Raw genomic sequence first — 531 nt, forward strand, 5'->3', positions numbered from 1 at the left:
CCTTCACCCAGTCCAGCAGCTCGTGGTGCCGGACGTCGATGTCGGTGCGCAGCGGCCGGTTGGTGTGGGCGGCCAGTGAGGCGATGAGCGCCTGGGCGGTCGCGGTGTCCCGGGCGATCAGCGGACCCACGACATGGGTGTCCATGTTGGGCCAGGCGGCGGCGTAGCCGATGATCCGTCCGTCCTCCTCGGCCACCCGCAGCTGGTCCGCGAAGGCGGGCAGGCGGGTCACGATGTGGGTCCGGTCCGTGCCGAAGACCTCCTCGTCGAGCCGCAGGATCGCGGGGAGGTGGTCGGCCGTGGCCGTGCGGGTCAGGATGTCCGGCCGCCCGGACGGGACGAAGTGGCCGCGCACCATCTCGGCCTGCCCGGTCACCTTGAAACCGAGCTCCTCGTAGAGGGGCCGGCCCAGGGGTGTGGCGTGCAGGGTGAGGGGAGTGGTTCCCGCCCCCTCGACGACGTGACGCATCAGCCGGCGTCCGAGGCCTTGACGGGAGTGGCGCTCCGCGACGAGCACCATGCCCACGGCCG

The 531-nt window shown here is 72.3% G+C and carries 1 protein-coding gene; it reads right to left on the reverse strand.

Annotated elements, in window-relative coordinates:
* On the reverse strand, positions 1 to 531 hold a 531-nt coding region (locus LPA54_RS36325; protein WP_228984786.1), incomplete at both ends, for a GNAT family N-acetyltransferase.

Source organism: Streptomyces sp. DH12 (genome assembly GCF_020873895.1).
Taxonomy (GTDB): Bacteria; Actinomycetota; Actinomycetes; order Streptomycetales; family Streptomycetaceae; genus Streptomyces.